Source organism: Oxalicibacterium flavum (genome assembly GCF_014635065.1).
In the GTDB taxonomy this organism is placed as follows: Bacteria; Pseudomonadota; Gammaproteobacteria; order Burkholderiales; family Burkholderiaceae_D; genus Oxalicibacterium; species Oxalicibacterium flavum.
This window is the reverse complement of record NZ_BMCG01000001.1, coordinates 175,330-200,645: the sequence shown is the minus strand read 5'-3', so window position 1 is coordinate 200,645 and position 25,316 is coordinate 175,330. Positions and strand designations below refer to the sequence as shown.

Genomic DNA, 25,316 nt, shown 5'->3' with positions numbered 1-25,316 from the left:
CCCCTCATTCCGCATCATCCATCGATCCAACGAAGGAGCTTATCTTGCTCGCCATCATTCACGCAGCAGGCTGGCCGATCTACTTTCTGCTGCTGGCTTCCGTCATCGCGCTCGCGCTGATCGTCGAACGCCTGCTCTACCTGCGGCGCGCGCGCATCCTGCCGCCGACGCTGCTGCAGGAAGTGATCCGCGTCTATCAGAACGGCCGCATCGACGACAAGGTGGTGACCACGCTGGAGCAGAATTCGCCGCTGGGCCGCGTGCTGGCGGCCGGCCTGCGCAACGTCGATTCGCCGCGCGAGATCATGAAGGAATCGATCGAGGAAGCAGGGCAGGCGACCGCGCACGAACTCGAACGCTTCCTGACCACGCTCGGCACCATCGCCTCGCTGGCGCCGCTGATGGGCCTGTTCGGCACCATCGTCGGCATGATCGAAATCTTCGGTTCGCAGAACGCAGCCGGCACCGGCTCCAATCCGGGCCAGCTGGCGCATGGCATTTCCATCGCGCTCTACAACACCGGCTTCGGCATCGCGATCGCGATGCCGGCGCTGGTGTTCTACCGCCACTTCCGCGCGCTGGTCGATACCTTCGTGGTCGAGATGGAGCAGCAGGCCGTGAAGTTCGTCGATATCGTCCACGGCAACCGCAAATAAGGCCGGACGGCGCGCATGAACTTCCGCAAACGCCATGGCCGCGAGGACCCGGAGATCAACCTGATCCCGTTCATCGACGTGCTGCTCGTGATCCTGATCTTCCTGATGGTCACGACCACCTTCAGCCGTTTCACCGCGCTGCAGATCACACTGCCGACCGCCGACGCCGAAAAGGCGCAGGAGCAGCCGCTGCAGATCAACATCGGCATCGATGCGCAGAACCGCTACACCATCAACAACAACCGCGTCGCGGTGCAGAATGCCGAAGCGCTGGCGGCGGAACTGACGTCGGTGGTCAACGCCTCGGGCCGCAAGAATGCCGATCCGGTCATCGCGATCGCGGCCGATGCCACCGCTGCGCATCAGACCGTCATCAACGTGCTCGACGCGGCGCGCATTGCCGGCTATCCCAAGGTCGTGTTCGTCGCGCAAACGCGCGGACAGAAGTGACGCGCCTGCCGTCGTGAGCCGTTCCCGACTCGAACAATTCCTGACGCGCGCCTGGCTGCGGCGCGGCGTGGCAGCGCATGCGCTGCTGCCGCTGTCCTGCCTGTTCGGCCGCGTGGCCGCGGCGCGCCGGCGTTCCTATCTCGATCATCCGGAAAAGATGCAGCGCATGCCGGTGCCGGTGATCGTGGTCGGCAACATCTTCGTCGGCGGCACCGGCAAGACGCCGCTGACAATCTGGCTGGTGCAGGCGCTGCGTGAAGTCGGCTTCCACCCGGGCGTGATCTCGCGCGGCTACGGCGTAGATAACACGGTGGTGCGCGAGGTGCACGCGCAAGCATCGGCGCACGACGTCGGCGACGAACCGCTGCTGATCGCGCAGCGTGCGCAATGCCCGGTCATGGTCGGGCGCGACCGCGTGGCGACGGCATCGGCCCTGCTGGCCGCGCATCCGCAGGTCGATGTCATCGTTTCCGACGACGGTCTTCAGCATTACCGTCTCGCGCGTGACATCGAGATCGTGCTGTTCGACGGACGCGGTGTCGGCAACGGCTGGCTGCTGCCGGCCGGTCCCTTGCGCGAGCCGGCCGACAGGCCGCGCGACTTTACAGTCGTCAACGGCGCATTGCCGGTGCCCGGCGTGCCGGACGATGCGGTCGCGATGACGCTGCAGGGAACGGTGGCCGAACGGCTGTGCGATCCGCAGCAAACGCGCGCGCTTGCATCGTTTGCGCAGCAGGGGACTTCATCGTCCATGCTGGCTGCCGCCGGCATCGGCAACCCGGCGCGCTTCTTCCAGTTGCTGCGCGATGCGGGCCTGCAATTCGACTGCCTCGCGCTGCCCGACCATCACGATTTTGCCGACGATCCGTTTGCCGCCGTGCAAGCCGATACCATCCTGATCACGGAGAAGGATGCAGTAAAATGTCGGCAACATGAAGCCTTGAAAAACGACCCGCGCATCTGGGTCGTGCCCGTGACGGCGCAGCTCGACCGCGCCTTCGCCGAACGAATTGTGGAGAAACTCCGTGGACACTCGACTGCTTGACATCCTGGTTTGCCCGATCTGCAAGGGTCCGCTCGACCATGACCGCAAGGCGCAGGAACTGATCTGCAAGGCCGACCGCCTTGCCTATCCGATCCGCGACGGCATTCCGATCATGTGGGCCGATCAGGCACGCGACCTGCAGGCTGCCGCGCCGACGGCGAACTGAGCGCAGCGCCAGTCAGCATGTCCTTTACCGTCATCATTCCCGCCCGTCTCGCTTCCACCCGCCTGCCGAACAAGCCGCTCGCCGATCTCGGTGGCAAGCCGATGATCGTGCGCGTGGCCGAGCGCGCGGCGCAGGCCGGCGCGGCGCAGGTGATCGTCGCCACCGACCATGCCGACATTGTCGCTGCCTGCCAGGCGCATGGCGTGGATGCACGCATGACGCGCGACGACCATCCTTCGGGCACCGACCGCATCGCCGAAGTGGCGGCCGCCATCGGACTGCCGGACGATGCGGTGGTGGTCAACGTGCAGGGCGACGAACCGCTGATCGCTCCCGCGCTGATCGCGGCCACCGCGCAACTGATCAGTGCCGAAGTGTCGATGGCGACCGCCGCGCACGCGATCGACGCCGTGGCCGAGACCTTCAACCCGAACGTGGTCAAGGTCGTGCTCGACCGCGCCGGCCGCGCGCTGTATTTCTCGCGTGCGACGATCCCTTGGCATCGCGACGGCTTCGCCCGTGCGCAAGATGAATTGCCGGATGGTTACGCGCCGCTGCGCCACATCGGGCTGTACGCCTTCCGCAACGATTTCCTGCAGGCCTATCCGCGGCTCGAAGTCTCGCCGCTCGAACGCATCGAGGCGCTCGAGCAGCTGCGCGTGCTGTGGCACGGCGTGCCGATCGCGGTGCACGTGACCGACGAGGCGCCGGCCGCCGGCGTCGATACGCCGGACGATCTGGAGCGCGTGCGCCGGCATTTTTCCTGACCCGCATGCTTGTCTGCCTGTCATCAAAACCGGGTTTTTGCCCCTTTTTGTGTTAAATTCCGTGCTCTGCCGACAAGTCGAATCGTGATTCAGACTTTTCCCCTGGCCAATCGCGGCCACTGCGGTTATCGATTCAAGTTCATTTAGGAAGATTTCATGCGCCTCATCCTTCTAGGAGCGCCTGGTGCCGGTAAGGGCACGCAAGCTGGTTTCATCAAGGACAAATTCAACATCCCGCAAATCTCGACCGGCGACATGCTGCGCGCCGCCGTCAAGGAAGGCACGCAGCTCGGCCTGGCCGCCAAGAAGATCATGGACGAAGGCGGCCTGGTGTCGGACGACATCATCATCGGCCTCGTCAAGGATCGCCTCAAGCAGCCGGACTGCGCCAACGGCTACCTGTTCGACGGCTTCCCGCGCACCATTCCGCAAGCCGACGCCATGAAGGAAGCCGGCGTCGCCATCGACTACGTGCTCGAGATCGACGTGCCGGACAGCGCCATCATCGAACGCATGAGCGGCCGTCGCGTGCATCCGGCCTCGGGCCGCACCTACCACGTCAAGTTCAATCCGCCGAAGACGGAAGGAAAGGACGACGTCACCGGCGAGGAACTGATCCAGCGCGACGACGACAAGGAAGAAACCGTCAGGAAGCGCCTGTCGGTCTATCACGACCAGACCGAAGTGCTGGTTGACTACTACAACAAGTGGGCGGCTTCCGGCCAGCCGGGCGCGCCCAAATACCGCAAGATCGCCGGCGTCGGCCCGGTCGAGCAGATTCGCGACAGCGCCTTCGCTGCCTTGCAGGACTGAGCGGGCCAGCCATCGATAAAAGCGGACCTTCGGGTCCGCTTTTTTTATGGGTACGCGCTCACGCATTCTTGCCTGATTGGCATCCTTGCACGCTACACTGCTGGCTGTATCCGTCTTGCAGGAGTGCTCATGTCATCCCGTCCAATGTCGCCTCGTCCGCTGATCGCCTTGCTGTTTGCCGCATCGCTGTCCGCCTGCAGCCACCTTCCGCCGGCCGGACCGGTTGCCACGCTGGAACCCGAAGGCGCCAGCGGCTACCAGGAAAAGGATGGCTGGTTCACCAAGAAGGAAATGGTGGTGGCCGCCAACCCGCTGGCGGCGGAGGCCGGTGCGCTGATGCTCAAGCGCGGCGGTTCGGCGGTGGATGCGGCGATTGCGACGCAGATGGTGCTGACGCTGGTCGAGCCGCAATCGTCGGGTATCGGCGGCGGCGCCTTCTTCATGCATTTTGACGGACGCACGGTGCAGGCTTTCGACGGCCGAGAAACCGCGCCGGCCGCGGTCGATGAAAAACTGTTCCTGCAGGCGGATGGATCGCCGATGTCGTTCTACGATGCGGTGATCGGCGGCCGCGCGGTTGGCGTGCCGGGCGTGCTGCGCATGCTGGAAGACGTGCATCGCCAGCATGGCAGGCTGCCGTGGGCCGCGCTGTTCGAACCGGCGATCCGGCTGGCGGAAGAGGGCTTTCCCGTCAGTGCGCGCCTGCATACGCTGCTGATGCGCGAACAGGCGCTCAAGCAGGACCCGGTGGCGGCCGCCTATTTCTATGACGCGTCCGGTCAGCCGCGTCCTGTCGGTTTTCTGTTGCGAAATCCTGAACTGGCGGTTACGTTGCGCACGGTCGCCGCGCAAGGCGCGCAGGCCTTCTACAACGGCGACATCGCGCGCGCCATCGTCGCCAAGGTGCGGGGTCACGCGAGCAATCCGGGCGCCATGAGCGAGCAGGACCTGGCCGGCTATCGCGCAAAAGAGCGCGCGCCGCTGTGCAGCGACTACAAGCTGTGGCGCCTGTGTGGCATGCCGCCGCCATCGTCTGGTGCGATCACGGTGGCGCAGATGCTGGGCATGCTCGCGCATTTCGACCTGCGCGCGCTGGCGCCCGATGACAACGGCGTGCAGCCGCAGGCCGTGCACCTGTTTGCCGAAGCGGGGCGGCTCGCCTATGCCGACCGCAACCGCTACCTGGCCGATCCCGACTTCGCCCCCTTGCCGGGCGGCGGCATGCCGCTGCTCGATCAACGCTATCTGGCGCAGCGCGCAGCGCTGATCGGCGAGCGTTCGATGGGCACTGCCACGGCAGGCACGCCGCCCGGCATGCAACTGGCGTGGGGCAGCGATCGTTCGCCGGAATTGCCATCAACCTCGCACATGTCCGTCGTCGATGCGCGCGGCAATGCGCTCGCCATGACCACCACCATCGAGAATGCCTTCGGCGCGCGGCAGATGGTGGCGGGCTTCCTGCTCAACAACCAGTTGACCGATTTTTCGATGCTGCCGGCCGACGAACACGGACCGATCGCCAACCGCGTGCAGCCGGGCAAGCGCCCGCGCAGTTCGATGGCGCCGACGCTGGTGTTCGAAAAGGACAGCGGCAAGTTCGTGATGGCGATCGGCTCGCCCGGCGGCTCGGCCATCATCAACTACGTGGCGAAGACGCTGGTGGGCACCATGGAGTGGGGCCTGAACGTGCAGCAGGCGATCAGCCTGCCCAACTTTGGCAGCCGCAACGGACCGACCGAACTCGAACTCGGCCGCACCTCGCCGGCTCTGGCCGATGCCCTGCGCGCGAAAGGGCATGAGGTCACAGTGGAGGAACAGACCTCGGGACTGCACGGCATCATGCGCATGAACATCCACGGCGAGGACATGTGGTTCGGCGGCGCCGATCCGCGCCGTGAGGGGATTGCCGCAGGCGAATGACGGCCGGTCTTTCCCGTCGGCTTTCGCTCCGAGCTTGCTCCATGGCACAAACGCCGGAATAATGGAACGTATGGGAGACAGCAAGAAAATCGGTCTGGTACTGACCGGAGGCGGCGCACGCGCTGCCTATCAGGTAGGCGTACTGCAGGCGATCTCCGGCATCCTGTGCGAGGCCGGCTGGCAGTCCGACCGCAATCCATACGACATCATCACCGGCACGTCGGCCGGCGCCATCAATGCCACCGCGCTGGCCTGTCATGCAGACGATTTCGGCAATGGCCTCGAACGCGTGGCCGGTGTATGGGAGCATTTCACGGCGGAGCAGGTCTATCGTGCCGATCTGTTCGGCGTGCTGGGTTCGGGCGCGCGCTGGCTGTCGGTGCTGTCCTTCGGCTGGCTGATGCGTTCATGGAAGGCCAATCCGCCGGTGTCCCTGCTCGACAACACGCCGCTGGTCAGCCTGCTCAACCGCATGCTGAACCTGCCGCGGCTGGACGCCGCGCTGGCGGGCGGCAAGCTGCATGCGCTGGCGGTGACGACGTCTTCCTATACCGCCGGCCGCCACATCACCTTTTACCAGACCGAAGCCGACATCAAGCCGTGGGTACGCACGCAGCGCGTGTCCATCCATGGCCAGATCGGGGTCGAGCACCTGCTGGCATCGGCGGCGATTCCGCTGATCTTTCCGGCGGTGCCGATTTTCTGCGAAGGCCGCCGCGAATACTTCGGCGATGGTTCGATGCGGCAGGTGGCGCCGATCTCGCCGGCGATCCATCTGGGCGCCGACAAGATCCTCGTGATCGGCGCCGGCCGCCTGCTCGAGCCGGCCATGGATCTGGCCGAGCATGCGCGCTATCCGAGCCTGGCGCAGATTGCCGGTCATGCGCTGTCGAGCATCTTCCTCGACAGCATCGCCAGCGACATGGAGCGCCTGAATCGCGTCAACCAGACGCTCTCGGTGCTGACGCCCGAACAGCGTGCAAAGACGTCGCTGCGTCCGCTCGAGATGCTGGCGATCGCCCCGTCCGAGCGGCTCGACAGCATCGCCAGTCGCCACGTCGGCAGCCTGCCGCGCCCGGTGCGCATGTTGCTGGGCGGCATCGGCGCGACCGAGGCGCGCGGTGCGGCGCTGGCGTCGTACCTGCTGTTCGAACGCAGCTACACGGGGGAGTTGATGGCGCTGGGACGCAAGGATGCATTGGCGCACCGCAACGAGATTCTTGCCTTCTTCGGATGTCGGCAGCAGGCGGAAGAGGGCACGCGCTGGGTCGAGGGCGAAAACCGTGCGGCTTCCTGAGCTCGCCGGTAGAGGCGGCCGCCTGCGTCAGTCATTTCTTTGGGGAAAATAAAAAATGAGCAATAAATTAATTTCGCGATTTTTATTGTTTTTCGCTACATTATTACTTTCTTTTAACGCTTTTTCGTTCGAAAGCGGGGTTTCCGGCACGATTTCCACCAGTGAATTGCCGGTGGAGGCGCGGGAAACCTTGCGATTGATCCGGCAGGGCGGGCCGTTTCCGTACGAGAAGGACGGATCGGTGTTCGGAAACTACGAAAGGGTTTTGCCACAGCAAAAGCGCGGGTATTATCGCGAATTCACCGTAAAAACGCCGCGTGCCCGCAATCGCGGCGCGCGGCGCCTGGTGACCGGAGGTGCGCCGCGCAGTACGGCAGAGATTTATTACACGGCCGATCATTACCGCAGTTTTCGCCGCGTGATCGAGCAGGAATACCGCCGTTGAGTTTATTTGCTGGAGATAGGATTACATGAGTTTGTTGAAAACCGTCCCGCCGAATGTCGTGCAATCGATACGTGCGTTTCGCGTCGCAGACCTGCAGGCGGAAGCGGCGACGCTCGGGCAGCATTTTCTCTATGCGCATTGCGCGCACGCGACGACCAAGCAGCAGGTGCTGACCACCATCGCCGAGGCCTTTCACTTCCCGCGCCATTTCGGCAAGAACTTCGATGCCCTGTCCGACTGCCTGACCAGCCTCGCCCACAAGGCCGGTCCGCAGCCGGGCTTCCTGATCGTGCTCGAGCAGTTGCCCAATACGCCCAAGTTCGACAAGGAAGCGCGCGAGACCCTGCTCGACGTGTTCCGCGACGCGGCCGATTTCTGGGCCGACAAGAAAATCGCCTTCCGCGTCTTCTACTCCTTCCAGTAATTCTCCGGCCGTCGTCCGCACGGCCCTTCCTTCCCGCATCCGCACGCTGCATCGCAGGTTTGCCGGCCATCGCCGATGGCGCTGCGGTACAATGCGCGCCATGAAAAAAATCGTCATTTTGATCTCGGGACGGGGCAGCAACATGCAGGCGATCCTCCGTGCGGCTCAAAGTGAACGATGGCCGGCCCGGGTTGCGGCCGTGATCAGCAATCGCGCCGACGCGGCGGGGCTGGCCTGCGCAGCCGAATACGGCATTCCGACCGAGATCGTGCCCAGCGCCGATTATCCGGATCGCGCCGCCTTCGACGCCGCGCTGCGCGAACGCATCGATGCCCATGCGCCGGATCTGGTGGTGCTGGCCGGCTTCATGCGCATCCTGACCGATGCCTTCGTGCTGCATTACAGCGGCCGCATGCTCAACATTCATCCCTCGCTGCTGCCGAGTTTCGTCGGCCTCGCCACGCACCGGCAGGCATTGACCGCCGGTGTGCGCTTCCATGGCGCCACCGTGCATTTCGTCACGCCGCAGCTCGACCACGGTCCCATCGTGTCGCAGGCCGTGGTGCCGGTGCTGCCGGACGACACCGAGGAGTCGCTGGCCGCACGCGTGCTGGAGCAGGAACACGTGATCTATCCGGCTGCCGTGCGCTGGTTCATCGAAGACCGTCTGAGTGTGCGGGATGGCATCGTGCGCATCGTCGCGCAGGATGGCTGATGCGCCTATTTCGCCGCTACACTGCATGTAGAGCGGCTTGTTTACCTCGTCTGAATTGAAATTGAAGGAATGTTCATGAGATTGCCCCCAGCGATCATTGGCAATACCGAAGAAGTGCTGCGCGAAGTGCTGCGCTTCACCGCACCGGCCGACGGCACGTTGTCGCGCTATTTCCGCGAGCATCCGCGTCTTGGCGGCCGTGAGCGCGGCGTGATCGCCGAAGCGGTCTATGGCTTGCTGCGCAACAAGTCTGTCTATACGCATTTCGCCGAATCCGGCAGCGGACCGGCGATGCGTCGCATGGCGCTGCTCGGGCTGGCGGACGCCGCGGGTGTCGAGGCGCTGGGAGGTTTGTCCGAAGACGAGCACGCCTGGCTGCAGCGCGTGATGCAGATCGACCGCGGCAACCTGCCGGCATCGCTGCGCGCCAACCTGCCGGACTGGCTGTTCGACAAGCTGGTCGCGCGCGACGGCGAGCAGGCCACGCTGGAACTGGCGCAGGCGATGAACCGTCCGGCGCCGCTCGACCTGCGCGTCAACGCGATCAAGGCCGACCGCGAGGAGGTGGTGGCGGAGCTGGCGCAGGCACCCATCCTGTGCGAAGCCATGCCATATGCACCGCTCGGCATCCGCGTGATCAAGAAGCCGGCGCTGCAGAACCTGCCGCTGTTCAAGAACGGTTCCATCGAGGTGCAGGACGAAGGCAGTCAACTGCTGTCGCAGATCGTCGGCGCGCGGCGCGGCGAGATGGTGGTGGACTTCTGTGCCGGTGCCGGCGGCAAGACGCTGTCGCTGGGTGCGACCATGCGCAACACCGGTCGCCTGTATGCATTCGACGTTTCGGAAAAGCGGCTGGCGAAACTGAAGCCGCGCCTGGCGCGCAGCGGCCTGTCGAACGTGCACCCGGTCGTGATCGCGCACGAGAACGACGCCAAGGTCAAGCGCCTGGCTGGCAAGATCGACCGCGTGCTGGTTGACGCGCCATGCAGCGGACTCGGCACGCTGCGCCGCAACCCGGACGTCAAGTGGCGCCAGACGCCGCAGGCCGTCACCGAACTCAACGAAAAGCAGCAATCCATCCTGGCCGGCGCGGCGCGCCTGGTCAAGCCGGGCGGTCGTCTCGTCTATGCGACCTGCAGCATTCTCGAGGAAGAGAACGACGCCATCGTCGAACAGTTCCTGGCCTCGCGCGACGATTTTGTACTCGTGCCGATGAAGGATGTGCTGGCCGAACAGAAGATCGCGCTCGAGATGGACAACTATCTTAAGCTGCTGCCGCACCGGCACCAGACCGACGGCTTCTTCGCCGCCGTGCTCGAACGCAAGAAGTAACGAGGCGATCGTCATGGACAACAGCCTGCTTTCCGCGCTCTGGCTCGACCTGACCACCGATCTCGCGCATCCGGGCCTGCAATGGCAGCTTGGCGTGCTGCTCGCCAGCATGGCATTCGGCTGGTGGCTCGCGCGCAGCATTCGCCAGACCATGGCCGCGCGCGAGACGGGCGACGGTTCGGCGCATCGCAAGCTGGCGGCAGAAACGCTGGGCCGCATCCTGTGGCCGCTGCTGACGCTGCTGCCGCTCGTGCTGGGCGCGCTGATCCTGCGCTACTGGTACAGCGTCGATCTGCTGCGGCTGGCAGCCTTCCTGTTCGGTTCGTTCGCGCTGGTGCGCATGGGGTTCTATCTGATGCATCGCACCTTCGCGCGCGGCGGTCGCGTCGGTGGCACGGTGGTGCTGTTCGAACGAGGCTTCGCGGCGCTGGTGTGGGGTGTGATGGCGCTGCACGTGACCGGGTTGCTGCCCGAGCTCGTGCACGTGCTCGAATCGGTGACGCTGCCCTTGGGCCGCAATGGTTTGACGCTGATGACGATCCTGCAGGCGGTGGTCTCGGTCAGCGTGACCATGCTGCTTGCGCTGTGGCTGTCGGCGCTGCTGGAAGAGCGCCTGATGAAGCTCGGCAGCATGCATTCGTCGATGCGCGCGGTGCTGTCGCGCATGAGCCGCGGCCTGCTAATCCTGCTGGCGCTGCTGTTCAGCCTGTCGATGGTCGGCATCGACCTGACGGTGCTGTCGGTGTTCGGCGGGGCGCTCGGCGTCGGTCTCGGCCTGGGGTTGCAGCGGCTGGCGAGCAGCTACGTCTCGGGCTTCGTGATCCTGCTCGAGCGCAGCCTCGCCATCGGCGACAGCGTGACCATCGACAAATTCAGCGGCAAGGTGGCGCAGATCAATACGCGCTACACGGTGTTGCACGGTGGCGACGGTACCGATACGGTATTGCCGAACGACATGCTGGTATCGGCGGCGGTGCAGAACGTGACGCTGACGGACAATGTGGTACAGGCGACAACCCGCATCACGGTCGATTACCGCACCGATGTCGATCTGGCATTGCGTCTGCTGGAGCAGGCTGCGACCAGTGTCGAGCGCGTGCGCAAGGGTCCGGATCGCGTGCCGGGCGCCACGCTGGTGGCTTTCAATGCGGATGGCATCGAACTGCAGCTCGGTTTCTTTGTCAATTCACCGGATCACCGGGGCGGCGCATTGTCGGACGTCAACCGCGCGGTGTGGCGGTTGTTTGCCGAGCACGGCATCCAGGTGCCGGCGGGGCGGCGCGAAGTAAGATTGACGGATGAGCAATACAATCAGTTGCAACAAGGGCTGATCGAGCAAAAATCCTTGCCAAACAAGGACTTGCAGCGTTAAAACGCGATACAATCCCACTGTATTTTTTGGACTAGTGCCTCTCGTATTACGCGATATCGGCACCATTTAAGGACCACGCCCATCCCGGGCGGTCGCACGGAGACATGATGACCCTGGACGCAGTACTCGACTTCCTCTCGAACGGCCTGACGCGCGCAAGCGGTTGGGAAATCTTCATTTTCACCGCGATCATGACGCACATCACGATCGCCGGCGTGACGATCTATCTGCACCGCAGCGCCACGCACCGCGGTCTCGATCTGCATCCGATCGCTGCCCACTTCTTCCGCTTCTGGTTGTGGATGACCACCGGCATGGTGACCAAGGAATGGGTTGCCATCCACCGCAAGCACCACGCCAAGTGCGAAACCGAGGACGATCCGCACAGCCCGGTGGTCAAGGGCATCAAGAAGGTCTTCTTCGAAGGCGCCGAACTGTACCGTATGGAATCCAAGAACAAGGAAACCATGCAGAAGTACGGCTACGGCACGCCCGACGACTGGATCGAGCGCAACGTCTATACCAGGCACAGCGCGCTGGGCGTATCGCTGATGCTGATCATCGACGTCGCGCTGTTCGGCGTGATCGGCCTGACCGTGTGGGCGGTGCAGATGATCTGGATTCCGCTGACCGCGGCCGGCATCGTCAACGGTATCGGCCACTACTGGGGCTACCGCAACTACGAGTGCAACGACGCGGCGACCAACATCTTCCCGATCGGCATCATCATCGGCGGCGAGGAACTGCACAACAACCACCACACCTACGGTACCTCGGCCAAGCTGTCGTCGAAGTGGTACGAATTCGACATCGGCTGGATGTACATCCGCATGATGTCCATGGTCGGTCTGGCCAAGATCAAGAAGGTCGCGCCCAAGCCCAAGTTCGACAACAGCAAGCTGCACCTGGATTTCGATACGCTGCAATCCGTCATCGCCAACCGCTATGACGTGACGGCAACCTACGCCAAGTCGCTGCGCCGCATCTGGGCCGAAGAGCTGGAACACCTGAAGGAAAAGGCCAAGCTCGAATCGCGCTTCCTGCGCTCCACGCGCAAACTGCTGCACCGCGAGCCGAGCCAGTTGCAGGAACCGCACAAGGAACAGCTGACCACGCTGTTCCAGCACAGCACGCAGCTCAAGACCATGCACGAGATGCGCGTCGAACTGGGCAGCCTGTGGGAGCGTTCGCACGCGAGCCGCGACCAGCTGCTGCAGCAACTGCAGGACTGGTGCGCACGCGCCGAATCGTCGGGCATTGCCGCCCTGCGCGATTTCTCGCTGCGCCTGCGCAGCTACGCATAAGACTGACGGAGCGCGTCTCCGATCAAAAACGGCAGGTACGGAAACGTACCTGCCGTTTTTTCATGCGGCGCCGGATTGCCGATTTCTGTGCGTGACGGTGCTTCTGGTGGGGATTGCCGCCGAACGGATCAGTAACGCTTGGTCAGCGTCATCTCGTCGCCATCGCGGCGCATTTCCATGCGCTTGAGGAAGGACATGCCGAGCAGGGCGAAGGGCAGGCCGTTTTCCTGCACTACGCCCTCGATCTGGTTGACGGTGATGTCGCCGATGCGCACGCTGTTGAGCATGACCATCCAGCCGGTCGTCACGCCGTTGGCGGTATTGATCTGGATCGGCTGGCCGCGCCGGTAGTCGATGCCGAGCCGGCGCGCGTCGCCCGCAGGCAGCGCGATCGCGGAGGCGCCGGTGTCGACCAGCATGCGGGTCATGCCGCCGTTGATCTGCCCCTGCACCATGAAATGACCGCGATGGTCGGCCTTCAGCGTGACGCTGGCATTGCCCGACGGCGCGATGCGATTGACGTGATGGCCGAGGTCGATGCGCTGGCGTCTGCCGCCTGCATCGAAGGTCGCGCTGCCCTGATCGACCTCGAGCAGGCGGATTTCCGGTGCGACGGTGTTGCCGACCGAATAGGTGCGCGGCGCCTTGCCGTCGATGACGAGCACGGCCTTGCCGGGAAACAGGCCAACTACACTGATCTCCGAGGCGTGGGCCAACGAAGTGCACAGAAGCAGGATTGCGGTCGAAAGCGGCAGTCTCATCATGGGCTCCGGCAAGGATCGACTCAGGAAAACGGCCGCGTGTGCAGGTTGCAGCAGGCGGCCGTGGAAGAATGGATGGGCGTGGATCAGTCGCGGAAGTTGTTGAATTCCAGCGGCAGGTCCGACACTTCCTTGCGCAGCATCGCCATCGTGGCCTGGAGGTCATCGCGCTTGGCGCCGGTCACGCGCACCGCATCGCCCTGGATGCTGGCCTGTACCTTCATTTTGCTGTCCTTGATGATGCGTACGATCTTCTTGGCGGCTTCGCTTTCGATGCCGTTCTTGATCTTGATGACCTGCTTGACCTTGTCGCCGCCGATCTTCTCGATCTTGCCCTGGTCGAGAAAACGCACATCGACGTTGCGCTTGACCAGCTTGGCGGTCAGCACGTCGCGCACCTGGCCGAGCTGGAATTCGGAATCGGCATAGGCGGTCAGTTCGCGTTCTTTCTGTTCGACGCGGGCGTCGCTGCCCTTGAAGTCGAAACGTGTGGAGATTTCCTTGCCGGCCTGGTCAACGGCATTCTTGACTTCGACCATGTTGGCTTCGGATACGGTATCAAATGAAGGCATGCTTGTTCTCCCGGATGTCTTGTTCAGCGCGCATTTTAGCCTGTCATCGGCGACGATGGGCCGGAAAACCGCAGGAATTGCGGGGATGGAGGCTAGTCTTGCCATGGCGCGGATCGTATCGCGGCGGCAGACCGGGGGAGCGGCGCGGGCATATAATGACGGGCTATGAAACTTTCCCTCGAAGCCGCCAGGCCACTGGCGTCGCTCAACACCTTCGGCATCGCCGTCCAGGCCGAGCGCTTCGCCGTCCTGCATTCCCGTGACCAGCTTCCAGACCTGATCGAACAGTGCCGCGTGCACGGCGGTGCCTTCTTTCTAGGCGGCGGCAGCAACATCCTGCTGACGCGCGACCTGCCGGGACTGACGGTCAAGGTCGATCTGCGCGGCATGGAGATCGACCGCAGCGCGGCCGACGCGATCCGTGTGACGGTGGCATCGGGCGAGAACTGGCACGCCAGCGTCATGTCGCTGCTGGAACAGGGCGTGCCGGGGCTGGAGAACCTGGCCCTGATTCCGGGCACCGTGGGTGCGGCGCCGATCCAGAACATCGGCGCCTACGGTCTCGAGGTCAGCGAACGCATCGAATCGGTGGAAGTGCTGGACTGGCAGGCGGGGACGGTGGAGCAGCTGGATGCGCAGGCCTGCCAGTTTGCCTATCGCGAAAGCGTGTTCAAGCGCAATCCGGGCCGCTGGCTGGTGCTGTCGGTCACCTTCCGCCTTCCGCATCCGCAGCAATGGCATGCCAGTGTCGCCTACCGCGAACTGGCCGACGAGCTGCAGAGGCTGCTCGATGCGCCGGCCGCGACGGCCACGCCGCAGCAGGTGGCGGATGCCGTCATCGCGATCCGTTCGCGCAAGCTGCCGGACCCGCGCCAGATCGGCAATGCCGGCAGCTTCTTCAAGAACCCGGTGGTGTCCTCGCACGAACGCCGGGCCCTGCTGGAAAGTCATCCGGACCTCGTCAACTATCCGCAACCCGACGGCAGCTACAAGCTGGCGGCCGGTTGGCTGATCGACCGCTGCGGCTGGAAGGGCAGGCAGATCGGTACCGCCGGCGTGCATGCGAATCAGGCGCTGGTGCTGGTCAATCGCGGCGGTGCCAGCGGTGCCGACATCATGGCGCTGGCGCAGGCAATCCAATCCGACGTGCACGATCGTTTCGGCGTCACGCTGGAACCCGAACCCGTTTTCCTCTGACCATGCGCTTCCAGGGAACGATCACCGAGTGGCGCGACGAGCAGGGCTACGGCTTCGTCACGCAGAACGGCGACGGCCGGCGGGTGTTCGTGCACGTCCGCAACTTTGCCAGGCGTGGTCGTCGTCCGGTCGAGGGCGATGCCGTCACCTATCGTCTCGGCATGCAGAACGGCCGCGAATGCGCGCTCGATGTCCAGTATGCGGCCAGCGTAGGCGGCGCGGCGCGCATGTCGCTGGCGGCCGGACGCAGCGGCTCGCTGTGGGCCTGGCTCGCCTCGCTCTACATCACCTTGCTGACGGTGGCGGTCGTCATGGGCAGCCTGCCGTGGACCGTGCTGGGATACATGGCGGCGATGAATGCGCTGAGCTACGTCGCCTATGCGCTCGACAAGCGCGCCGCGCGCAACGATGGATGGCGCACGCCGGAAGCGCGCCTGCATTTCATCGATCTGCTCGGCGGCTGGCCGGGCGGTCTGCTGGCGCAAAAACGCCTGCGCCACAAGACTGGCAAGCAGTCGTTCCAGATCGCCTATCGCGTGACCGTGCTGCTGCACCTGACGGCCGTGATCTGGCTGTTCTCTTCCTACGGCGCATCGGTGCGTGCCGCGCTGTTCGCGGCAGGTTGAACGCATTCGAGCGGTTGGCCAATGAAAAACGGCGGGTGAATATCACCCGCCGTTTTTCTCCTGCGTTCGATCCGCCAGCACTCAATCGAAGTAGTTGAGTCCCATTGCCGCATTGACCTCGGACAGGGTTTGCGCGGCAACCGCGCGCGCGCGTTCGGTGCCGCGCTTGAGCATGGCCAGCACTTCGCCCTTGTCCTTTGCGAACTCTTCGCGGCGCGTGCGGATCGGTTCGATCATGGCCTGCAACTGCGCTTCGAGACGGCGCTTGACCACGCTGTCGCCAAGGCCGCCACGGCGGTAATGCGCCTTGAGTTCCTCGACTTCTTCCTTGTTCGGATCGAAGGCATCGAGGAAGGTGAACACCACGTTGCCCTCGACCTGGCCCGGGTCCTCGACACGCAGGTGGTTGGGGTCGGTGTACATGGCATTGACGGCCTTCTTGATCTCGGCCGGCGTGGCGCCGAGCTGGATCGAGTTGCCGAGCGATTTGCTCATCTTGGCCTTGCCGTCGATGCCGGGCAGGCGGCTGGTGGCCGACAGCATTTCCTTGCATTCGACCAGGATGTCCTGGCCGACCACGTTGTTGAAGCGGCGCACCAGTTCGTTGGTCTGCTCGATCATCGGCAATTGGTCGTGACCGACCGGCACCAGCGTCGCCTTGAAGGCGGTGATGTCGGCGGCCTGGCTGACCGGATAGGTCAGGAAGCCGGCCGGGATGTCGCGCTCGAAGCCGCGCAGGCGGATTTCTTCCTTGATGGTGGGGTTGCGCTCGAGGCGCGATACCGTGACCAGGTTCAGTAGCACCATCGACAGTTCGTACAGTTCGCGGATCTGCGACTGGATGAAGATGGTGGATTTCTCGGGGTCGATGCCGACGGCCAGATAGTCGAGCGCGACTTCCATCACGTTCTCGGTCACGCGCTGGTGGCGGCCGACGTTGTCGGTCATGGCCTGGGTGTCGGCCAGCAGGATGAACTGCCGCGCGGTGTTCTGCAGTTCGACGCGCGCCTTCAGTGAGCCGATGTAGTGGCCCAGATGCAGCGGGCCGGTCGGGCGGTCGCCGGTCAGGACGATGGGAGGAGACGTTGGGTTCGACGATGAAGCATTCAGGGACATGGTTACTCCGTGTGGTTCGGAACGCCGCCCGTCCTGTCCGCTATCCAAAAACAATGCCGCCAGGAGTGGCGGCATCACGTTTTGGAACTGGTGTGAAACTGGTGTCAAAAACGGGCCGCGCGCTTCAGGCGCGCCACCAATGACGATCGGCAGTGAAGGGGATTCCGCTTTGCATGGCGCGCAGTATAGCATCCGCCGCCCGCGCGCAGACGCGCGTCCATGCAAAAAGCCCGGCACGGGGCCGGGCTTTGTGAGGAACCGGACGGAAACCGATCAAACGAAGTGGCAGACGTAGTCCAGCGTCTCGATGGTTTCGATGTCGAAGCTCGAGTTGGCCGGCACGTTGAACTGCTGGCCGCCTTCGTAGGTTTTCCAGTCGCTTTCGCCGTCGAGGCGGATGCGGCACTTGCCGGCGTTGAGTTCCATGATCTCGGCGGCGCCGGTGTTGAACTTCAGCGTGGATGGAAAGATCACGCCGAGCGTCTTCTTGCTGCCGTCGGCGAACACGATGCTGTGCGAGACGCACTTGCCGTCGAAGTAGATGTTGGCTTTCTTGATGGCCGAAACGTTGTCGAATTGGGTGCTCATGGGTATCCCGGAATGGTTGGTTATTTGTTGTCCTTGCCCAGGCGCGGCAGGGCGACCGAAGTATTGCCGGTCAGCAGGCCGACGTCGCTGTAGATGCCGAGCTTGTGGCGCGTGTCGGCGATGTCGAGGTTGCGCATGGTCAGCTGGCCGATGCGGTCGGCCGGCGAGAACGGCGCGTCCTCGACCTTTTCCATCGACAGGCGTTCCGGCGCGTAGGTCAGGTTGGGCGACTCGGTATTGAGGATCGAGTAGTCGTTGCCGCGGCGCAGCTCGAGCGTGACTTCGCCGGTGACGGCACGCGCCACCCAGCGTTGTGCGGCTTCGCGCAGCATGATGGCCTGCGGGTCGAACCAGCGGCCCTGGTACAGCAGGCGGCCCAGCTTGCGGCCGCTTTCGCGGTACTGCTCGATGGTGTCCTCGTTGTGGATGCCGGTGATCAGGCGCTCGTAGGCGATGAACAGCAGCGCCAGGCCCGGCGCCTCGTAAATGCCGCGGCTCTTGGCTTCGATGATGCGGTTCTCGATCTGGTCGCTCATGCCGAGGCCGTGGCGGCCGCCGATGCGGTTGGCTTCGAGGATCAGTTCGACCGGGCTGGCGAAGGTCACGCCGTTGAGGGCGACCGGACGGCCTTCTTCAAAACGGATGGTGACTTCCTCGCGCTTGATTTCGACATCATCGCGCCAGAAGGCCACGCCCATGATCGGCTGCACGATCTTGATGCCGGTGTTCAGGAATTCCAGATCCTTGGCTTCGTGCGTCGCGCCCAGCATGTTGGAGTCGGTCGAATAGGCTTTCTCGACCGACATCTTGTAGTCGAAGCCGGACTTGATCAGGAACTCGGACATTTCCTTGCGGCCGCCGAGTTCGTTGATGAAGGCGTCGTCCAGCCACGGCTTGTAGATGCGCAGCGCCGGGTTGATCAGGAGACCGTAGCGATAGAAGCGCTCGATGTCGTTGCCCTTGTAGGTCGAGCCGTCGCCCCAGATATCGACGTTGTCTTCCTTCATCGCGGCGACCAGCATGGTGCCGGTCACGGCGCGGCCCAGCGGCGTGGTGTTGAAATAGGTCTGGCCGGCGGTGGTCACGTGGAAGGCGCCGCTCTGCAGGGCGGCAATGCCTTCGGCCGCCAGCTGTTCGCGGCAGTCGATCAGGCGCGCGTCCTCGGCACCGTACTGCTTGGCTTTCTTCGGAATTGCATCGTAATCCGATTCGTCGGGCTGGCCGAGGTTGGCCGTGTAGGCGTACGGGATCGCGCCTTTCTGGCGCATCCAGTGCAGCGCGGCGCTGGTGTCCAGGCCGCCGGAAAAGGCGATGCCTACTTTTTGGTTGACGGGAACGGATTGAAGAATGGTGGACATGGTTTCTGGCTGGGTGAGCTGAGTGATTTTGGGTGTATTGAATCGGGTCGGGCCGGCGCTCAGTCGAGCTTGCCGAGCACCAGGTATTCGAGCAGGGCCTTTTGCACGTGCAGGCGGTTTTCGGCTTCGTCCCAGACGACCGATTGCGGACCGTCGATGACTTCGGCCGAAACTTCCTCGCCGCGATGCGCCGGCAGGCAGTGCATGAAGACGGCATCCGGCTTGGCGCGCTGCATCTTGGCGGCATCGACGATCCAGCCGTCGAAGGCTTGCAGGCGCGCGGCATTTTCTTCCTCGAAGCCCATGCTGGTCCAGACGTCGGTGGTGACCAGGTCGGCATCGGTGCAGGCGTCGGTCGGCGTTGCATGCACGGTGTAGTGCGTGTTGCCGGGTGCGACCAGCGACGGATCGATGTCGTAGCCGCGCGGCGTCGAGACCTTGACGTGGAAGTCGAGCACCTCGGCCGCCTGCAGCCACGAATACAGCATGTTGTTGGCGTCGCCGACCCAGGCCACGGTCTTGCCCTTGATCGAGCCGCGATGCTCGATGTAGGTGAAGACGTCTGCCAGCACCTGGCACGGATGGTGTTCGTTGGTCAGGCCGTTGATGACCGGCACCCGTGAATTGGCGGCAAAGCGGTCGATGATGTCCTGGCCGAAGGTGCGGATCATGATGACGTCGCACATGCGTGACATGACCTGCGCCGCGTCTTCCACCGGTTCGCCGCGGCCGAGCTGGCTGTCGCGCGTGTTCAGGTAAATGGCGGCGCCGCCCATCTGGTGCATGCCGGCCTCGAACGAGAGGCGGGTACGCGTGGAATTCTTTTCGAAGACCATGACCAGGGTGCGGTCGGCCAGCGTGTGATGGGGTTCGTAGTTCTTGAATTTCCGCTTGATGAGACGGGTGCGTTCGATCAGGTAATCGAATTCCTCCAGTGTCAGGTCGGAGAATTGCAGAAAGTGTTTGATTGCCATAATTAAAAACGGCGGCTAGGTTGGCGCCTGCCGCCGGTTGTGATAACTGCTTAAATTATAAGGGATTTTGCATCGAAAGCCACCCGAAACCGGACAGCAGGCGGACTTTTCGCACCGCCGGGCCGGTTTGCGGAGCCCGGCGTCAATAGAGTTTCTGTGACGATTCGTGCAACAGCTGCAGGTACAGCGCATGGCGCTGCGGATGGATGTCGCCGGCCTGCACGCCCTGGCGGATCGCGCAATCGGGTTCGCTGACGTGGTGGCAGTTGTAGAACTTGCAGCCGCCCAGGCGCGGGCGGAATTCCGGAAAGGCGCGTTCCAGCATGCCTTCGGTCAGATGGTAAAGGCCGAATTCCTGGAAGCCCGGCGAATCGATGATCGACGTGTGGTCGTCGATCGCGTACAGGCGCGTGAAGGTCGTGGTGTGCTTGCCGGTATCGAGCGCGGCCGAGATCTCGCGCACCGCGATATCGGCGTGCGGCACGATCAGGTTGATGATGGACGACTTGCCCATGCCGGACTGGCCGATCAGGATCGTTGATTTTCCCTGCAGCAGCGGCAGCAAGGCGGCGCGCGTCTGTTCCGGTTGTTCCTGCGCCGATACTTCATGTACCGGGTAGCCCAGGTTTGCATACAGGGCCACGCGCGAGCGCGTCTTTTCCAGCGAAGCGACGACGTCGATCTTGTTCAGGATCAGGTGCACCTCGACGCCGGCGGCCTCGCCCGCCACCAGCGCGCGCGACACCAGGTCGTCGGAAAAGCCGGGTTCGGTCGCCACCACGATGAAGAGCTGATCGACGTTGGCCGCCAGCAGTTTGGAGCGGTACTGGTCGGAGCGGTAGAGCAGGGTGCGCCGCTCCGCGATGGACTCGATGACTCCCTGATTGGCGGAGGTGCGCTTCAGGTCAACCAGGTCGCCGACCGCGACATCGCTCTTCTTGCCACGCGTGACACACTGCAATTTTTCGGCGCCGACCTGCACCAGGTAATGGCGGCCGTGCGCCGCGATGACGGTTCCCTGCATGCTCATGGTTCAGAGTGCTTCGCGGTACAGCGCATCGATGCGGGCGGCGCAGATGAAATCGTTTTCCGACAGGCCGCCCTGACCACCGTCAACCGAGTGCGTCCAGTAACGCACCGTGCAGCGGTTGTAGGTGACGGTCAGTTCGGGATGGTGGTCCTGCTCGTGGATCATGGGTGCGATGCGATTGACGAAGCCCAGCGTGGCGGCGTAGTAGGGAAAGGAAAAGGTGCGGACGATGGCCTTGCCCTCGCGCTGCCAGCCGTCGAGCAGCGCCAGCAGCGCGGCGACGCGTGCTTCCGGCAGCGCCTGCGTCTGCGGCGTGCAGTGCCGCGCGCGCAGTTCGTCCGCAGTGGTCATGCGGCTCCGCCCGACAGCAGGCGGTTGATGCGCACGCTGGCCGGCGGGTGCGAATCGTAGAAGGCCGAATGCAGCGGATCGGGTGTCAGCGTCGAGGCATTGTCCTCGTAGAGTTTGACCAGCGCCGACACAAGGTCCTGTGAATTGGTGTACTTCGCGGCGAAGGCATCGGCCTCGAATTCATGCTTGCGCGAGCCGAGCGAGGTCAGCGGCGACAGCAGGAAGGAGAACACCGGCAGAACCAGTACGAACAGCAGCAGCGCCATGGCGTCGTTGCTGGCGCCCATCATCGGCTCCACGCCAAGGCCGGTATAGAACCAGGTCTGCGTCTTCAGGTAGCCGAGCAGCGCCAGGAAGGCCAGTGAGGCGGCGAACATGACGGCGATGCGCTTGACGATGTGCTTAAGCTTGAAGTGGCCGAGTTCGTGCGCCAGCACGGCTTCGATCTCCTGCGGTGCGAGGCGTTCGAGCAGGGTGTCGAAGAAGACGATGCGCTTGGCCGCGCCGAAGCCGGAGAAATAGGCGTTGCCATGCGCGCTGCGGCGCGAGCCATCCATCACGAACAGGCCGCTGGCGGAAAAGCCGGTGCGCTTCATCAGGTTCTCGATGCGCGTCTTCAGGCTTTCGTCCTGCAGCGGTTCGAACTTGTTGAACAGCGGCGCGATGAACAGCGGCACCAGCACCAGCATCAGCAGCTGGAAGCCGCACCACACGAACCATGCATAGAGCCACCAGAGGTTGCCGGCCTGTTCCATCAGCAGCAGCGTGATCCACACCAGGCCCAGGCCGAGCGCGAGCGAGATGACGGTGCTCTTGACCAGATCGACGAAGAACAGCGCCGGCGTCATACGGTTGAAGCCGAAGGCGGCTTCGAGCCGGAACTGGCGGAAGTAATCGAACGGCAGTTCGATCAGGCCCGAGATCAGCGCGAAGGCCAGCACCAGCGCCAGTTGATAGCGTATACCGGGGCCGAAGATGTCGAGCGAGGTCGAGGCCAGCCATTGCAGACCGCCCATCAGCGTGAAACCGATCAGCACCGCGCTGTTGAGCAGGATCACGAACAGCGCGAACTTGGTCTTGGCGATCGTGTAATCGGCCGCGCGCCGGTGTGCCTCGAGTGGAATGCGGCCGGCGAACTGGGCAGGTACGGCGTTGCGATGCGCAAGGATGTGACGCACGTGACGCGAGGCGAGCCAGAAGCGGATCACGATGCTGAGAACGAGGAAGCCGACGAACAAAACGGTAAACGCAAGTGATGACATGCTTTTCCTGTGAGAAAATGGCGGCTTGGAACGACCTGATCAGACCCTGATATGGGTCGAAATACTGACTTACGGAAATCAATTATGTCACAAGCGAACGAATCGGCATCCATCACTCCGCTGCGCCCCAACGAATTCAATCTGGTGTGGGTGGACATGGAAATGACCGGCCTCGATCCCGACAAGGAACGCATCATCGAGGTGGCCGTGGTCGTCACCGATTCCGAACTCAACATCATCGGCGAAGGCCCGGTGTTCGCGATCCATCAGCCCGACGAAGTGCTGGATGCGATGGATGCGTGGAACAAGGGCACGCATGGCCGTTCGGGCCTGATCGAGCGCGTCAAGGCGTCAACCGTGACCGAGGCCGATGCCGAGGAGGCGCTGATCGCGTTCCTGAAAAAGTACGTGCCGGCCGGCAAATCGCCGATGTGCGGCAACACCATCTGCCAGGATCGCCGCTTCATGGCGCGCGGCATGCCCAGGCTCGAAGCCTTCTTTCATTACCGCAATCTCGATGTCTCCACGCTCAAGGAACTCTGCAAGCGCTGGAAGCCCGAACTGGCGGCCGGCTTCAAGAAGCACCAGAAGCACACGGCGCTGGCCGACATCCTCGAATCGATCGAGGAACTGCGCTATTACCGCGAGCACTTCATCAAGGAATAAGGCTTGGCTGCGCGCCAGCGCCGGTCTTCCCATGCCGTCCTGTCGGGACGGCATTTTCTTTTGGAGGGAGGAATTTTCTTTCCGCTGCAAATAAACAAGACCCTTCGGTCAAGTCCTGCGGTCTTGCCTGCTCCCCCAAGGGGACGCTTTTTATCTTGGGACGGCCCGGCGATAAAAAAGCCGCTCGATTGAGCGGCTTTTTAGCAGAATCAGATCGATTACTTGATCTTGGTTTCCTTGTACTCGACGTGCTTGCGGACTTTAGGGTCGAACTTGATGATCGACATTTTTTCCGGCGTCGTACGCTTGTTCTTGGTGGTGGTGTAGAAGTGACCCGTACCTGCGGTCGACTCCAGCTTGATTTTGTCGCGGCCAGATTTCGCCATGATGGTTCCTCTTTATTCTGCTAGTTAGACTTTTTCGCCGCGAGCGCGCATGTCAGCCAGAACGGCATCGATGCCGATCTTGTCGATCACGCGCAGGCCGGCGTTGGACAGACGCAGGGAAACCCAGCGATTTTCGGATTCAACGAAGATGCGACGGTTCTGCAGGTTGGGCAGGAAACGACGTTTCGTCTTGTTGTTTGCATGGGAAACGTTGTTGCCGACCATCGGCCCCTTCCCGGTGACTTGGCATACACGTGCCATGTTGCGCTCCTCAAAGATTCCAGAATTGGAAAAACGAGAGTATATCCAAAAAAATACGATTATTCAATGACTTGCGAAAAATAATTGTGTCTTGTTGTATTTAATTTATTTAACAATTTGGCCGATGTCCTGTAACAAGGTGGATATGCCGATCCCCCGCCTCATGCGGCACTGACATTCCTCTTATAAATGACCGTGTTCGGCAAACGAATGCACGCGCGAGCCGGCGACCACGAAATGATCGAGGACGCGTACATCAATCAGGCCCAGCGCCTGCTTCAGCGCCTGCGTCAGGGCGTGATCGGCGGCGCTGGGTTCGGGGGTGCCGGAGGGATGGTTGTGCGCGAGGATGACGCTGGCCGCGTTGCGCGTGAGCGCGGCTTTCACGACTTCGCGCGGATAGACGCTGGCCGAGGTCAGCGTGCCGCGAAACAGTTCCTCGCAGGCGATCAGCCGATTCTTCACGTCGAGAAACAAGACGGCGAACGATTCATGCGCGTGGCCGCCGAGCAGCAGTTGCAGATACTGTCTGACCGTCTGCGGCGAACTCAGGGTGATGCCTTGTTGCATTTCTTCCGAAAGGGCACGGCGTGCGAGCTCCAGCACCGCCTGCAACTGCGCGTATTTGGCCGATCCCAGGCCGTTGATCCGGGAAAATTCCTCGAGCGAGGCGGAGAACATGCCATGAAGCGAGCCGAAATGCGACATCATGTCGCGTCCGAGATCGACCGCGCTCTTGCCGGCCACGCCCACGCGCAGGAATACAGCCAGCAGTTCCGCGTCCGACAATGCGGCCGCGCCGTGCCTGATCAGGCGTTCGCGTGGCCGTTGCGCTTCGGGCCAGTCGGTGATTGCCATCTTCCTCCCTTCGGCTGATTCTTTTTATTGCCGTTGTCTTTCGCGATGCACAGCAGGCCCGGGGTGGCAAGGTAGCTTAAAATACGGCCTGTCGTGCCATCCGGAAAGCGAATGTCGAATTTACCACACCCCGTTGTCACCGAATCCGCCCATCTGACGCTGCATTACCGGTTGGCGTCGGAGCAGGGCGAGGACATCGTCAGCACCTTTGACGACAACCCTGCCACGCTGCAACTGGGAACCGGCCAGCTGGCGCCGTTCCTGGAGGCATGCCTGCTGGGACTGGACGAAGGCACGCACCGCACGTTTGCGTTGGCACCGGAGCAGGCGTTCGGCGCGCGCAATCCGGAGCTGCTGCGGCGCCTGTCGCGCGACACGCTGGATCGGAATTCGAATCAGGGCGAGAATTACGCGATTGGCGATCTGGTCGAATTTGCCGCGCCCGGCGGCGGGCAGTTTGCCGGCGTGCTGCGCGAGATCGACGAAGACAGTGCATTGTTCGATTTCAATCATCCGCTGGCCGGACAGTCGCTGCAGTTCGAAGTGAAGATCATCGGCATACTGTAAGGTCATGATCATGGAATACCCGGCTGCGCCGACGCGC

General features: G+C 63.1%; 30 protein-coding genes. 18 read left to right on the top strand and 12 right to left on the bottom strand.

Translation table 11 applies throughout. The features are described from left to right. Positions 1-44 precede the first annotated feature (44 nt). From IEV38_RS00915 to IEV38_RS00850, 14 genes are all read left to right on the top strand, one after another. Positions 45-656, top strand: coding sequence for a MotA/TolQ/ExbB proton channel family protein (locus tag IEV38_RS00915; RefSeq protein WP_188394291.1), 612 nt, complete (start codon positions 45-47; stop codon positions 654-656). Positions 657-671: 15 nt separating this feature from the next. Continuing rightward, complete coding sequence (locus tag IEV38_RS00910) at positions 672-1,106, top strand: ExbD/TolR family protein (RefSeq protein ID WP_188394290.1); 435 nt, start codon at positions 672-674, stop codon at positions 1,104-1,106. After that, positions 1,003-2,151 (top strand): tetraacyldisaccharide 4'-kinase, encoded by a 1,149-nt coding sequence (gene lpxK, locus IEV38_RS00905; RefSeq protein WP_188394289.1) that lies wholly within the window; start codon positions 1,003-1,005, stop codon positions 2,149-2,151. The genes IEV38_RS00910 and lpxK overlap by 104 nt, the downstream gene beginning before the upstream one ends. Further along, on the top strand, positions 2,132-2,317 hold the full coding sequence (locus IEV38_RS00900; RefSeq protein ID WP_188394288.1) for a Trm112 family protein: 186 nt from the start codon (positions 2,132-2,134) through the stop codon (positions 2,315-2,317). Before lpxK ends, IEV38_RS00900 begins: the two co-directional genes overlap by 20 nt. Before the next feature lie 17 nt (positions 2,318-2,334). Continuing rightward, the gene (gene kdsB / locus IEV38_RS00895) at positions 2,335-3,084 is read left to right on the top strand and encodes a 3-deoxy-manno-octulosonate cytidylyltransferase (RefSeq protein ID WP_188394287.1); all 750 of its coding nucleotides are present in this window, start codon (positions 2,335-2,337) and stop codon (positions 3,082-3,084) included. Positions 3,085-3,240: 156 nt separating this feature from the next. After that, complete coding sequence (gene adk / locus IEV38_RS00890) at positions 3,241-3,897, top strand: adenylate kinase (protein ID WP_188394286.1); 657 nt, start codon at positions 3,241-3,243, stop codon at positions 3,895-3,897. Positions 3,898-4,026: 129 nt separating this feature from the next. Further along, a complete protein-coding gene (ggt, locus tag IEV38_RS00885) occupies positions 4,027-5,817 on the top strand; it encodes a gamma-glutamyltransferase (protein WP_229728483.1) in 1,791 nt (596 codons plus the stop codon). A gap of 70 nt (positions 5,818-5,887) precedes the next feature. After that, positions 5,888-7,114 (top strand): patatin-like phospholipase family protein, encoded by a 1,227-nt coding sequence (locus IEV38_RS00880; RefSeq protein ID WP_188394770.1) that lies wholly within the window; start codon positions 5,888-5,890, stop codon positions 7,112-7,114. Positions 7,115-7,169: 55 nt separating this feature from the next. Then, the gene (locus IEV38_RS00875) at positions 7,170-7,559 is read left to right on the top strand and encodes a guanyl-specific ribonuclease (protein WP_188394285.1); all 390 of its coding nucleotides are present in this window, start codon (positions 7,170-7,172) and stop codon (positions 7,557-7,559) included. 25 nt (positions 7,560-7,584) lie between these two features. After that, positions 7,585-7,983, top strand: a complete 399-nt coding sequence (locus tag IEV38_RS00870) for a barstar family protein (protein ID WP_188394284.1) — start codon at positions 7,585-7,587, stop codon at positions 7,981-7,983. 100 nt (positions 7,984-8,083) lie between these two features. Beyond that, positions 8,084-8,698 carry a phosphoribosylglycinamide formyltransferase gene (purN, locus tag IEV38_RS00865; protein WP_188394283.1) on the top strand — a complete coding sequence of 205 codons (615 nt, stop codon included), beginning with the start codon at positions 8,084-8,086 and terminating at the stop codon, positions 8,696-8,698. 75 nt (positions 8,699-8,773) lie between these two features. After that, a complete protein-coding gene (locus IEV38_RS00860; protein ID WP_188394282.1) occupies positions 8,774-10,030 on the top strand; it encodes an RsmB/NOP family class I SAM-dependent RNA methyltransferase in 1,257 nt (418 codons plus the stop codon). A 13-nt stretch (positions 10,031-10,043) separates the two neighbouring features. Then, on the top strand, positions 10,044-11,402 hold the full coding sequence (locus IEV38_RS00855) for a mechanosensitive ion channel family protein (RefSeq protein ID WP_188394281.1): 1,359 nt from the start codon (positions 10,044-10,046) through the stop codon (positions 11,400-11,402). A 107-nt stretch (positions 11,403-11,509) separates the two neighbouring features. Beyond that, positions 11,510-12,706, top strand: a complete 1,197-nt coding sequence (locus IEV38_RS00850) for a DesA family fatty acid desaturase (RefSeq protein WP_188394769.1) — start codon at positions 11,510-11,512, stop codon at positions 12,704-12,706. Positions 12,707-12,834: 128 nt separating this feature from the next. On the opposite strand, the gene IEV38_RS00845 is transcribed toward IEV38_RS00850, so the two are convergent. Beyond that, positions 12,835-13,470, bottom strand: a complete 636-nt coding sequence (locus IEV38_RS00845) for a retropepsin-like aspartic protease family protein (protein WP_229728482.1) — start codon at positions 13,468-13,470, stop codon at positions 12,835-12,837. 83 nt (positions 13,471-13,553) lie between these two features. Then, entirely contained in the window at positions 13,554-14,039 is a 486-nt protein-coding gene (locus IEV38_RS00840; protein ID WP_188394280.1) for a YajQ family cyclic di-GMP-binding protein, read from the bottom strand. Positions 14,040-14,204: 165 nt separating this feature from the next. Here IEV38_RS00840 and murB point away from each other — a divergent pair, with 165 nt between their 5' ends. Beyond that, complete coding sequence (murB, locus tag IEV38_RS00835) at positions 14,205-15,236, top strand: UDP-N-acetylmuramate dehydrogenase (protein ID WP_188394279.1); 1,032 nt, start codon at positions 14,205-14,207, stop codon at positions 15,234-15,236. 2 nt (positions 15,237-15,238) lie between these two features. Further along, positions 15,239-15,862 (top strand): DUF1294 domain-containing protein, encoded by a 624-nt coding sequence (locus IEV38_RS00830; protein ID WP_188394278.1) that lies wholly within the window; start codon positions 15,239-15,241, stop codon positions 15,860-15,862. A gap of 81 nt (positions 15,863-15,943) precedes the next feature. On the opposite strand, the gene trpS is transcribed toward IEV38_RS00830, so the two are convergent. The 7 genes from trpS to IEV38_RS00795 form a co-directional block, all read right to left on the bottom strand. Next, positions 15,944-16,978, bottom strand: a complete 1,035-nt coding sequence (gene trpS, locus IEV38_RS00825; protein ID WP_188394277.1) for a tryptophan--tRNA ligase — start codon at positions 16,976-16,978, stop codon at positions 15,944-15,946. 273 nt (positions 16,979-17,251) lie between these two features. Beyond that, the gene (gene ppnP, locus IEV38_RS00820; RefSeq protein ID WP_188394276.1) at positions 17,252-17,566 is read right to left on the bottom strand and encodes a pyrimidine/purine nucleoside phosphorylase; all 315 of its coding nucleotides are present in this window, start codon (positions 17,564-17,566) and stop codon (positions 17,252-17,254) included. A gap of 20 nt (positions 17,567-17,586) precedes the next feature. After that, complete coding sequence (argG, locus tag IEV38_RS00815; protein WP_188394275.1) at positions 17,587-18,924, bottom strand: argininosuccinate synthase; 1,338 nt, start codon at positions 18,922-18,924, stop codon at positions 17,587-17,589. A gap of 59 nt (positions 18,925-18,983) precedes the next feature. After that, complete coding sequence (gene argF / locus IEV38_RS00810; protein WP_188394274.1) at positions 18,984-19,898, bottom strand: ornithine carbamoyltransferase; 915 nt, start codon at positions 19,896-19,898, stop codon at positions 18,984-18,986. Between the two features lie 142 nt (positions 19,899-20,040). After that, positions 20,041-20,928: a ribosome small subunit-dependent GTPase A gene (gene rsgA, locus IEV38_RS00805; RefSeq protein ID WP_188394273.1), complete on the bottom strand. Its 888-nt coding sequence runs from the start codon at positions 20,926-20,928 to the stop codon at positions 20,041-20,043. Positions 20,929-20,931: 3 nt separating this feature from the next. Next, positions 20,932-21,279: a 4a-hydroxytetrahydrobiopterin dehydratase gene (locus IEV38_RS00800; RefSeq protein WP_188394272.1), complete on the bottom strand. Its 348-nt coding sequence runs from the start codon at positions 21,277-21,279 to the stop codon at positions 20,932-20,934. After that, positions 21,276-22,541, bottom strand: a complete 1,266-nt coding sequence (locus IEV38_RS00795) for a M48 family metallopeptidase (RefSeq protein WP_188394271.1) — start codon at positions 22,539-22,541, stop codon at positions 21,276-21,278. Before IEV38_RS00795 ends, IEV38_RS00800 begins: the two co-directional genes overlap by 4 nt. A gap of 84 nt (positions 22,542-22,625) precedes the next feature. On the opposite strand from IEV38_RS00795, the gene orn reads away from it, so the two are divergent. Continuing rightward, the gene (orn, locus tag IEV38_RS00790; protein WP_188394270.1) at positions 22,626-23,207 is read left to right on the top strand and encodes an oligoribonuclease; all 582 of its coding nucleotides are present in this window, start codon (positions 22,626-22,628) and stop codon (positions 23,205-23,207) included. Between the two features lie 218 nt (positions 23,208-23,425). On the opposite strand, the gene rpmG is transcribed toward orn, so the two are convergent. The 3 genes from rpmG to radC all read right to left on the bottom strand — a co-directional run bounded on the left by rpmG (position 23,426) and on the right by radC (position 24,712). Then, the gene (rpmG, locus tag IEV38_RS00785; protein ID WP_011871858.1) at positions 23,426-23,593 is read right to left on the bottom strand and encodes a 50S ribosomal protein L33; all 168 of its coding nucleotides are present in this window, start codon (positions 23,591-23,593) and stop codon (positions 23,426-23,428) included. 24 nt (positions 23,594-23,617) lie between these two features. Next, positions 23,618-23,854 (bottom strand): 50S ribosomal protein L28, encoded by a 237-nt coding sequence (rpmB, locus tag IEV38_RS00780; RefSeq protein ID WP_041296590.1) that lies wholly within the window; start codon positions 23,852-23,854, stop codon positions 23,618-23,620. A gap of 183 nt (positions 23,855-24,037) precedes the next feature. After that, on the bottom strand, positions 24,038-24,712 hold the full coding sequence (radC, locus tag IEV38_RS00775; protein WP_188394269.1) for a RadC family protein: 675 nt from the start codon (positions 24,710-24,712) through the stop codon (positions 24,038-24,040). 111 nt (positions 24,713-24,823) lie between these two features. Between radC and IEV38_RS00770 the strand changes: the two genes are divergently transcribed. Beyond that, positions 24,824-25,279 (top strand): FKBP-type peptidyl-prolyl cis-trans isomerase, encoded by a 456-nt coding sequence (locus tag IEV38_RS00770; RefSeq protein WP_188394268.1) that lies wholly within the window; start codon positions 24,824-24,826, stop codon positions 25,277-25,279. Positions 25,280-25,316 lie beyond the last annotated feature (37 nt).